Consider the following 9,919-nt stretch of genomic DNA (forward strand, 5'->3'; position numbering starts at 1 on the left):
TGCCGGACCGAGTGGGACTTGGCCGGGCAGCGGTAGGAAGGGCTCGGTCACTTGGAGCCGCCCTCGGGTTGGCCCTGCTGCCCCTGCTGCTGCGCCGGAGGGAGGTCCGGGCCGGGTACGGCGAGGGTTTCCTCGCCGGTCAGGCCCTCCTTGATCTCCACCACCTTGCCGTCCGTCAGGCCGAGCACGACGTCCTTCGTGGTTCGCGTGCCGTCCGGGCCGAGGACGTCGACCTTGCCCTTGCCCTGGCCGCCCGCGACCGCCTCGACCGGCACGACCAGGGCGTTCTGGGCGCTGGCCGTGACGACCTCCAGGACCGCCGACGCGCCGTTGATCAGCTTCACGTCGTCCGGTGCGGTGCACACCAGGCGCAGGCCGGTCGGGTCGGAGGAGCCGCTGCCCGGCGGCGGCTGTTGGGGCGGGGTCTGGGTGCCGGTGGTTCCCGGGGTGGGCTCTTCCTGCTGGGTCGGTGTCGGCGCGGGTGCGGTGCCGGCGGGGAGTGCTGCGATGGTGCCGAGCAGGGTGCACGCGAACGGGCCGGGGCCGTTCTTGATCTGGGCTTGGATGGTGCCGGTGGCCGCGTCGGCGATCTGGTAGGCCTGCTCGCCGTTGATGTCCGCGACGATGCCGTAGCCCGCGTACTTCGCCGATGCGACGGGCATCCCGGCGGTCACCGTGGCGCGGTCGTCCACGAGTCGGCCGCCGAAGGTCGAACCCGCGGGCACCTCGACGTGGTTGGGTGCGCCGGACGCCCACACGGTGGCCACGCGCGTCGGGCGGGTCGGGGTGGCCGTGGCGGAGGGCACCTCCAGGTACCGGATCTGGCCCGCGACCGGCGCGGTGATGCCGAAGACCGGGTTCATGGCGACCTTGCCGTTGAGGCTGACCTTGTTCGTCAGGTCCTGCCTGGTCGGCTTGGCCGTCGTCATGGTCGTGCCGCGTTGCGCCAGGTCTGGTGTGACGGCCTCGGGACCGCTGGACGTGCACGCGGTCGCGACCAGCGCGCACGCCAGGACGGCAGCACTGAGCTGCGCTTGTTTCGACAACGGTTGCCCCCAAGCGATCCCATGTCGGTTTTCACCAACCTACCGACAAGACGCCGGAGCCCCGCGCCGGGTTGCATCCGACGCGGATCTCCAGGTCAGCGGGACAAGCGCAGGTCCAGGACCAGGTCGTCCAACTCCGGCTCCGCCGAGGGCGACGCGGGGAGCGCGGTGCGTTCGTGGGCGTCCTGGAGGACGGCGTGCCAATGCTCGACGTCGGCGGCGACCAGTGCCGGGTCGGGTCGCCCGGGGACGCCCTCCAGCGCGCGGTGTTCGCCCAACGCCTTGGCCTCGACCAACTCCGGCAGGTAGGCCGGACCGTCGTGGGCCTCGACGAGGTGCGGCAGGTTCGCCACCACCTCGCCGGCGCGCATCAGGTGGACGCCGGTCAGCAGTGCGCGGAACGTGTAGAGCAACGGCTTCAGCTCGCCGCTGCGCTCGAACAGCCGCCACTGGTTGCGCGCGAAGCCCCGGTAGTGGCGGGCGTGCCACCGGGTGAGGCAGCGCGACGCGATCTCGCACAGCCGCTCGTGGGCCGGGGTGGTGTGCGCGATCAGCGGCGACAGCAGCTGCTCCAGCACGTAACCGTTGGGGCGCAACAGGAGTCGGCAGAACTTGAGCACGTCGTGGGTGACCAGGTCCAGTTCGACGCCGTCGCGCACCCACATGCGCTCCAGGGTCTCCGGCCCGTGCCGCAACCCGACGACCTCCTCCACCGGCAGCACGTGCACGCCGCGCAGGTCGACGTCGGAGTCGCGAGACGGGAACCCGTACAGGTGCGCGCCGGACACGGTCGCGAACAGCAGCGGCTTGGGCTGTTCGGCGACCACGTCCGCCAGGTCGGGCACGTCGTAGCTCACGCCAACCCCCTTCGCCGCACCGACACCAGCCACGCTTCGACGGCATCCCGGCCGGGTTGCACCGGCAGCGGACCCTCCGCCGCCGCGATGTCGGCGCGCAACCCGTTCACCCACTCCTCGACGTCGGCCAACGGCACCTCCCCGCGCCGGATCGCCAGGAGCCGGTCGCGGTGCGGGGTCGCGTCGATCGACAACACGCCGGTGCGCACCAGGTCCCGGCACACCAGCAGTTGCCGCACGACGTGCATGAGCTGCTTCCACTTCGGACGGTCCAGCGCCCGCGTGAACTGGGCGGTCGTGGCGCGCGCGAAGCTGTCGACGGCTTGCCGGGACAGGACGTGCGGCAGCAGGTCGCGCAGTTCTCGGCCGACCGCGGTGGCGTGCTCGACGTGCGGTGAGGCGAAAACCTCGAGCACGGTCGGGTTCGCCTTCAGCGCCAACGCGCAGAACCGCTCGACCTCCCAGTTCAGCTCCTCCGGCCGGGGACCCTCGTAGCTGGTGGGCGGCTTGTCGAAGCGCCAGAAGTCGGTCGTGGGCGCGACGAACACCCCTCGTCTGTCCACATCGGACTGCGAGGTCGCGAGCCCGTAGGCGTGCGAACCGACCACCACCGACAACACCAGCACGCGGTGCAGTGTGCCCGAAGGTGGCGGTCGGGCCGCAGCGATTTTCCGGCGGGGGGAGGGGGCTCAGGAACCGGCGATGTTGACCATCCACGTGACGCCGAAGCGGTCCACGCACATGCCGAACTCGTCGCCCCACATCTGCTTCTCCAGCGGGACGGCCACGGTCCCGGCCGCCGCGAGCTTCTCCCAGTAGCCGCGCAGCTCGTCGCCGTCGTCGCCGCTGAGGCTGACCGAGATGTTGTCTCCGGGGTTGTAGGGCTGGCCGGGCGGGGTGTCCGCGCCCATCAGCGTGAAGCCGCTCGGCGTCTCCAGCATGGCGTGCATGATCTTGTCGCCACCGGGCGCGTCCGGCGGCGCGAACTCGCCGAACGTGCTCAGCCTCAGCTCGCCGCCGAAGACGTCCTTGTAGAACTCCATCGCCTCGCGGGCGGTGCCGTCGAAGCTGATGTAGGGGTTCAGGCGTGAGGCCATCTCGTTCTCCCTAGGGTCGAGGGCCACATCCTGACAAGGCCCCGGGCATCCCGCTACCGGACGCACCGGCCCGCACCCTGCCGTCCACCACCTCGACCACCCGGTCCACGCGGTCGAGGTGGGCGGTGTCGTGGGTGACCACCACGGTGGCCGTGCCGCGCTCGCCGGTCAGCCTGCCGAGCAGCGCGAACACCTCCGCGCCGCGCTCGTGGTCCAGGGCGCTGGTGGGTTCGTCGACCAGCAGCACGGCCGGGTCGTGGGCCAGGGCGCGGGCGATGTTCACGCGTTGGCGCTGGCCGCCGGACAGCTGGTGCGGGCGGCGGTGGGCGTGGTCGGCCAGGCCCACGGCGGCGAGCACGTCGACCGGTCGGGTGCGCACGCCCGCGAGGCGGCCCATCAGCTCGACCTGCTCGGCGGCGGTCAGCGACGGGATCAGGTTCGGCTGCTGGAAGACGATCCCGATCCGGGTGCGGCGCAACGCGGTGCGCTGCTCGCGGCTCAGGTCGGCGGTGTCGACGCCGGCCACGACGACCCGCCCGGAGTCCGGCGTGACGAGGGTGGCGGCGACGGCGAGCAGGCTGGACTTGCCCGAACCGGACGGCCCGACCACCGCCGTCGTGGTGCCGGCGGGCACCGTCAGGCTCACCGCGTCCAGCGCGGTCAGGCGGCCGTCGCCGTCGGGGTAGGTGAGGGTGACGTCGGTCAGGGACAGGCTCATCGGGTGCTCCCCAGGGCGGTGAGGGGGTCGACGGAGGTGATGCGGCGGACCGCCAGCGCCGCCCCGAGCAGCCCGAGCACGGTCATCACGACGGCGGGCAGGGCCAGCGAGGCGTCCAGCACGAACGGCACGGCGGTCGCGGCCCACGCGCCCAGTGCGGCGGCCAGTCCCGCGCCCAGCGCCGTGCCCGCGACCAGCAGGACCAGGGCCTGGCCCAGGGCGTCGCGCAGCAGCAGGCCGGTGGTGGCGCCCAGCGCCTTGAGCACCGCGATGTCCGGGCCGCGCTGGATCGTCCACACGGTGAAGAACGCGCCGATGACCAGCGCGGAGATGGCGAACAACATGCCGCGCATGAGCTGGAGCGACCCGTTCTCCGAGGTGTAGGAGCCGATGGAGGACAGGGCGTCGGCGCGGGTGACCGTGCGCGTGCCGAGGTCGCGGTCGGCGGCGGCGAGGTCGGCGGCGCCGTCGGTCGTGATCGCCAGGACGGTGGTGTCCGGCGTCGGACCCGTCCACACGACCGGCAGGTGGCTGTAGGAGGCGTCACCGGACACGCCGGCCACTTCCACGCTCCGCCCGTTGACCACGACGGTCTGCCCGGCGGTGACACCCAGCTCCTCGGCCGCGCCGGCGGACAGCAGGGCCTGCCCGTCCGGGGCGGACGGCACCGGGCCGCCGGGCTCGACGCCGAACACCGACACCACCGCCGTGCGGGCGCCCGCGGTGGCCTTGGCGGTGGAGATCCCCAACGCCTGCACCGACTCCACGCCCGGCACGCGGTCCCACCGGTCCCGGACGCCGGGGGCGATCGCGGACTCGGCGAAGGTGTCCCCGCCGAACACGACGTGGTCCACGGGCAGGTCGGCCACGGCGGACGTGCTGTCCCGCGCCAGTCCCGCCGTCAACCCGGACAGCAACGTCACCAGCATGGTCATCAGCACCACGACGGCGCCCATCAACGCGAACCGCCCTCGGGCGAACCGCAGGTCTCTCCACGCGACGAACACAGCCGACCTCTCTCGCGCCAACACGACACCACCCAGGGTGGTCGGGCCGTCCGCTGTGGACATCGCGCCCGAGATCGCTTGCCGGGCACCGAAGTGCGGAGCCGGAAGTCAACCTTTCGGTTGATGCCCGGTCGGTTGATGCGGGGTGGGCGTGGACGTAGTGTCGAACGCTCGTGACGACCCACCGCTTCGCCCGACCGTGGCCGGTGCACGTGCTCGTGGCCGTGCTGCTGGCCGTGGTGGTGCTGCGGGGCAGCGTGGTCGCCCCCATCGCGTTCGCCGTCGTGTACGCGCTCGGGGTGGTCGTGCCGCCGCGCTGGTGGCTGCTGCTGGTGACCGCCGCGTGGGTGGGCGTGCTGGTGGCCAGTCCGGACGGGGTGTGGCTGGCGTTCCCGCTGTTCCTGCTCCAGGCGCACCTGCTGCCGCGGGTGGCGGGCCTGGTGGCGGTCGCGGGGACGACCGCGGTGGCCGTCGCGGGGTTCGCGTGGCACCGGCAGGAGGTCACGGTGGCGGGGGTGGTCGGGCCGACGCTGGGCGCCGTGGTGACCGTCGCGGGCGTGCTCGGGTACCAGGCGCTGTACCGGGAGAGCGAGCGGCGGCGGCAGCTCATCGACCAGCTGGAGGCGACCCGGGCGTCGCTGGCGGCGGCGGAACGGGAGCGCGGGGTGCTGGGCGAGCGGGAACGGCTGGCGCGGGAGATCCACGACACCCTGGCGCAGGGCCTGTCCAGCATCCAGCTGCTGCTGCGCGCGGCGTCCCGCAGCCTGCCCGACGACCCCGTGACCGCGGCCGGCCACGTCGAGCAGGCCCGTGCGACGGCCCAGGACAACCTGGCCGAGGCCCGCCGGTTCGTGCACGCCCTCACCCCGCCCGACCTGGCGGGCAAGTCGTTGCCGGCGGCGCTGCGGCGGCTGTGCGAGGGCACCCGCGAGCTGCCCACGACCCTGCACGTGGACGGCACCCCGGTGCCGCTACCGACCGCTCACGAGGTCGCCCTGTTGAGGGTCGCCCAGTCGGCGGTCGCGAACGCCGTCCGGCACGCGCGCGCCGGGCACGCGGACCTCACCCTGAGCTACATGGACGACCGGGTGACCCTGGACGTCCTCGACGACGGCGTGGGCTTCGACCCCGACACGGTGACCGGGAGCGGCGGGTTCGGACTGGTGGCGATGCGGGCGCGGGTGGCGGAACTGGGCGGTTCCCTGGTGGTGGAGTCCGCGCCGGGGCAGGGCACGGCCCTGGCGGTCAGCTTCCCGAGGGCCGAGCCGTGATCCGGCTGCTGATCGCCGACGACCACCCCATCGTCCGGTCGGGCCTGCGGGCGGTGCTGGCGGCGGAACCGGACTTCGAGGTCGTCGGCGAGGCGGCCACCGGGGAGCGGGCGGTGGAGTCGGCGCGGGCGCTGGCCCCGGACGTCGTGCTGATGGACCTGCGCTTCGGACCGGGCCTGACCGGCGCGGAAGCCACGCGGGCGATCACGTCTGGGGCAGGCGGTCCGAGGGTGCTCGTGCTGACCACGTACGACAGCGACGCGGACATCCTGGCGGCGATCGAGGCCGGCGCGACCGGGTACCTGCTCAAGGACGCCGACCCGGCGGACCTCGCGGCGGCCGTGCGGGACGCGGCGGCGGGCCGGTCGGCGCTGGCCCCGGCCGTGGCGCAGCGGTTGTTGGGGCGGTTGCGGTCGCCGGGGGCGGCGTTGAGCCTGCGGGAGGCGGAGGTCCTGGAACTGGTGGCGGCGGGGCTGTCGAACCAGCAGATCAGCAAGCGGTTGTTCCTGAGCCAGGCGACCGTGAAGTCCCACCTGGTGCACGTCTACGCCAAGCTCGGCGTGGACAACCGGACTGCGGCGGTGGCGGCGGCCCGGGAACGCGGGCTCATCCGCCCGTGACCTCCAGGCACGCCCGGATCGCGGCCCGGTAGACGTCGGCGGCGAGGGCCTGGTGGCGTGGCCCGGCCTGGCTGAAGTGCTCCAGCGACACCCCGCTGTTGATCTCCAGCACCGACGGCCGCCCGTCCACCCAGGCGATGTCCACGCTGGCGAACCGCAGCTCCAGCGCCCGCATCGCCGTCAAGGCCACCTCGCCGAGCACCTTCGCCCGCTCGTCCGGCACGTCCAGCTCCGGCCGCGCGCCGAACTTCAGGTTGTGCCGCCACTCCCCCGCCGCGATCGCCTTCCGGTACGCCAGCAGCACCCCGCCGTCCAGCACGACCAGCCGGAACTCGTCCTCGATGGGCAGCAGCGGCGACACCGCGATCGCCCGGTACCGGCCCGCCAGGTACTCCAGACCCGCCCGCGCCTCGGCCTCGTCCCGCGCGCGCAGCACGTCGACGCCGCTGCTCTCCCGGTGCGGCTTGAGCACGGCGGGCAGCCCGACCAGGCGCCGGGTCAGGGCGAGGGGGTCGTGGTCGGTGGCGAAGCGGAGCAGGTGGTGGGGCACGGCGGCCACGCCCCGGTCGGCCAGCAGGTTCGCCGTGGCCACCTTGTCGGTGGCGACCTGCGCCGACGACGCCGTGTTGAGCGGGAAGACCTGGCCGATCACCAAGAAGCGGCGCTCGTCGGAGACCACTTCGGCCAGCCAGTGGTCCGAGTGCCAGCGCACCTTGGCCCCGTGCTCCGCGCACGCCTGCTCGACCTGGGTCACGAAGTGCCGCAGACCAGTCTGCGGGAAACGCCCGTCCACGCGTCATAGCGAAGCATGGGCACGAGATGATGTCCTCATGAGGATCGTCGTGGTGGGTGCGAGTGGTCTGGTCGGGCGGCACATCGTCGGGCTTCTCCGCGAGAAGGGGCACCAGGCCACGACGGTCGCGCGCACGCCCGGCCCGGACATCGACCACGCCCTCGACGCCACGAAGGACACCCCACCGCTCGAAGGCCACGACGGGGTGGTGTTCGCGGCCGGTGTGGACGATCGGAGCATCCCTCGCAAGCCCGCCTACCCCACCTTCCACGCGGGCAACGTCGAGCCGGTCGCCCGGCTCCTGCGGGCCGCGCGGGAACACGGCCTGACCAGGGCCGTCGTGCTGGGCTCGTACTACACGCACTTCCACCGCGCCCACCCCGAGTGGCAGCTGGCCGCCAAGCACCCGTACATCCGCAGCCGGGTCGAGCAGGCGCGGGCCGCCCGCGAGGCCGCCGGGCCTGACCTGCCGGTCGCCGTGCTGGAACTGCCGTTCGTGTTCGGGCGCGCGGGCGACCGGCTGCCCAACTGGGCGGAGCCGCTGGAGAAGTGGGCCAAGTCGCGGTCGCCGCTGGTCGCGCCGCCCGGCGGGAGTGCCGCGACCACCGCCCGGCGAGTCGCCGAGGTGGCGGTGGAGGCCCTGGAGGACCGGTCCGGCGCGGACATCCCGGTCGGGGACGAGAACCTCACCTGGCGCGAGATGTTCGGGCGCATCGCGGACGCCACCGGTCACCCGCGCCGGGTCCGGAGCCTCCCGGCGGGCGTCGTCAAGGCCGCCCTCAGGATCACCGGAGCAGTGCATTCGTTGCAGGGCAAGGAACCCGGGTTGGACCCGGCGCAGCTGTCGGACCTGCTCCTGCGTGAGCTGTTCCTCGGCAAGGGCACGCCGGGCGCGATCGAGGAGGCCCTGCGGGAGACCTTCACACGGTGACCAGCGCGGGCCGGATCACCTTCCGCACCAACCACACCGACGCCGGCAACCCCACGACGGCGCTCGCGTAGCCCATGACGGCCATCGTCACGACCAGGCCCCGCGCGTCACCCGAGTCGGCCACCGCGATCCACCCGACCACGATCACCAGCACGAAGTAGGCCAGGTTCATCCCGACCGCCGCCCCACCCCGCCCGATCTGCTGCACCACGGTCAACGCGACCAGCACCAGCCCGTTGCACCCGAACGTCGGCCCCATGACCGTCAGGAAGTCCCGGATCTCCGCCACGACCGCCGGGTCGGCCGCCATGAGGTCCGCCAACGGCACCCCGTACAGCACGAACACCACCGTCACCACGGCGTACCCGGCCGTCGCCAACACCATCCCACGCCGGAACGCCGACGCCGCCACCGACCGTTCCCCGCCCGCCACCCCTTGGTTGACCAGCACCGCGATCGCCGACCCGAACCCGATGGCAGGCACCAGCACGGCGGTCTGGAGGGTGTACCCGGCGTTGAACCCGGCGACCGCCGCCGGCCCGTCGATCGCCACGATCCGCACCAGCAGCAGGTTCACCACGAACAGCAGCACGTAGGTCGCCGCCACCGGCAACCCCACACCCGCCACGAGCCGCACCACGTCCGAGGGCCACGCCCGCACCCCAGCCCACGTCACCAGCCCGGCCCGCGTGACCAGCCACAACCCAACCGCCAACTCCACCGCCCCGGCGACTCCGGCGACCACCGGCACTCCCGCCAACCCCGTGGCGAACACCGCGACCCCGACGGTCGTCAGCACCACGTAGGTCAGCGTGAGCCCGAACGCCGCCGCACCCCGCCCGACCCCGCGCAGCACGGCCGAGCAGAGCTCGCCGCCTAGGCGGAACGACCCCACCAGCACCATCGCCACCAGGAACGACCGGAACCGCTCCGCCTCCGCCGGCGCGACGTCCACGAGTGAGCCCAGCGCTCCTGCCGACGCGATCAACGCCCCGGCCAGTACTGCGTAGGTCGCCACGCCTAGGGCCAGCAGCCCGCCGTAGTACCCGGCCACTGCGCCTGGTTCGCCTGCGCCGACCCGTCGCGCGGTCGCGACCTGCAAGGCCACGGCGAACCCGTTTACCACGGCTACCAGCAGGAACTCTGCTGGGGCGTACAGGGCCTGCACGTACAGCGCGGCTCCGCCCATCCGCCCGATCAACGCCACCACGACCACTTGGCCGACGAGCATCAGCGCGGTCTGCAAGGCCATCGGCACGGCTAGCGCCGCGATCCGCCGGTATCGCACAGCAACCCCCCGAGTCGGTACGCGCGGATCATCCCGCTGCGGGGTTGCGTGGCGCTGGGGAACGGCTGGACGCGGGTGAGGCGGGGGTGTGGGGGGAGGGCGGCCTTCGCTCTCGGGCGCGGTCGAGCCGAACCCGTGGGGTCGTGCCGGCGGGGTGCGGGCGTGGTCGAAGCCCGCTTTTTCGCCGAAGGCGTGCTTTCCGCGCCGAAGGCGCTACGCCCGAAGGGCGGGGAGCTCTTGCGTTCCGCCAAGCGGCAGCGACCACGGGAAGGGCCTCGGTTTCTTTCCCCG

General features: G+C 73.1%; 11 protein-coding genes. 3 read left to right on the forward strand and 8 right to left on the reverse strand.

Features of this window, described 5'->3' with window-relative positions; genetic code table 11:
• Positions 1-47: 47 nt before the first annotated feature.
• The 6 genes from WBN91_RS29435 to WBN91_RS29460 form a co-directional block, all read right to left on the reverse strand.
• On the reverse strand, positions 48-1,046 hold the full coding sequence (locus WBN91_RS29435; protein WP_337727547.1) for an efflux RND transporter periplasmic adaptor subunit: 999 nt from the start codon (positions 1,044-1,046) through the stop codon (positions 48-50).
• A 95-nt stretch (positions 1,047-1,141) separates the two neighbouring features.
• On the reverse strand, positions 1,142-1,903 hold the full coding sequence (locus WBN91_RS29440) for a nucleotidyltransferase domain-containing protein (RefSeq protein WP_337727549.1): 762 nt from the start codon (positions 1,901-1,903) through the stop codon (positions 1,142-1,144).
• The gene (locus WBN91_RS29445) at positions 1,900-2,529 is read right to left on the reverse strand and encodes a nucleotidyltransferase domain-containing protein (RefSeq protein WP_337727550.1); all 630 of its coding nucleotides are present in this window, start codon (positions 2,527-2,529) and stop codon (positions 1,900-1,902) included. Before WBN91_RS29445 ends, WBN91_RS29440 begins: the two co-directional genes overlap by 4 nt.
• 63 nt (positions 2,530-2,592) lie before the next feature.
• Complete coding sequence (locus tag WBN91_RS29450) at positions 2,593-3,000, reverse strand: VOC family protein (protein WP_337727551.1); 408 nt, start codon at positions 2,998-3,000, stop codon at positions 2,593-2,595.
• Positions 3,001-3,010: 10 nt separating this feature from the next.
• The gene (locus tag WBN91_RS29455) at positions 3,011-3,718 is read right to left on the reverse strand and encodes an ABC transporter ATP-binding protein (protein ID WP_337727552.1); all 708 of its coding nucleotides are present in this window, start codon (positions 3,716-3,718) and stop codon (positions 3,011-3,013) included.
• Positions 3,715-4,725: an ABC transporter permease gene (locus WBN91_RS29460; protein WP_337727560.1), complete on the reverse strand. Its 1,011-nt coding sequence runs from the start codon at positions 4,723-4,725 to the stop codon at positions 3,715-3,717. Before WBN91_RS29460 ends, WBN91_RS29455 begins: the two co-directional genes overlap by 4 nt.
• A 173-nt stretch (positions 4,726-4,898) precedes the next feature.
• On the opposite strand from WBN91_RS29460, the gene WBN91_RS29465 reads away from it, so the two are divergent.
• Both WBN91_RS29465 and WBN91_RS29470 read left to right on the forward strand, forming a co-directional pair.
• Entirely contained in the window at positions 4,899-5,996 is a 1,098-nt protein-coding gene (locus tag WBN91_RS29465; protein ID WP_337727553.1) for a sensor histidine kinase, read from the forward strand.
• Positions 5,993-6,616, forward strand: coding sequence for a response regulator transcription factor (locus WBN91_RS29470; RefSeq protein WP_337727554.1), 624 nt, complete (start codon positions 5,993-5,995; stop codon positions 6,614-6,616). The genes WBN91_RS29465 and WBN91_RS29470 overlap by 4 nt, the downstream gene beginning before the upstream one ends.
• Here the strand turns inward: WBN91_RS29470 and WBN91_RS29475 are convergent.
• Positions 6,603-7,409: an ATP-grasp domain-containing protein gene (locus tag WBN91_RS29475; RefSeq protein ID WP_337727555.1), complete on the reverse strand. Its 807-nt coding sequence runs from the start codon at positions 7,407-7,409 to the stop codon at positions 6,603-6,605. The two genes, WBN91_RS29470 and WBN91_RS29475, sit on opposite strands and share 14 nt — an antisense overlap.
• Positions 7,410-7,446: 37 nt before the next feature.
• On the opposite strand from WBN91_RS29475, the gene WBN91_RS29480 reads away from it, so the two are divergent.
• On the forward strand, positions 7,447-8,340 hold the full coding sequence (locus WBN91_RS29480; RefSeq protein ID WP_337727556.1) for an NAD-dependent epimerase/dehydratase family protein: 894 nt from the start codon (positions 7,447-7,449) through the stop codon (positions 8,338-8,340).
• On the opposite strand, the gene WBN91_RS29485 is transcribed toward WBN91_RS29480, so the two are convergent.
• Entirely contained in the window at positions 8,330-9,628 is a 1,299-nt protein-coding gene (locus tag WBN91_RS29485; protein ID WP_337727557.1) for an MATE family efflux transporter, read from the reverse strand. The two genes, WBN91_RS29480 and WBN91_RS29485, sit on opposite strands and share 11 nt — an antisense overlap.
• Between the last annotated feature and the right edge of the window lie 291 nt (positions 9,629-9,919).

Source organism: Saccharothrix sp. CCNWYY140, from assembly GCF_037401995.1.
In the GTDB taxonomy this organism is placed as follows: Bacteria; Actinomycetota; Actinomycetes; order Mycobacteriales; family Pseudonocardiaceae; genus Actinosynnema.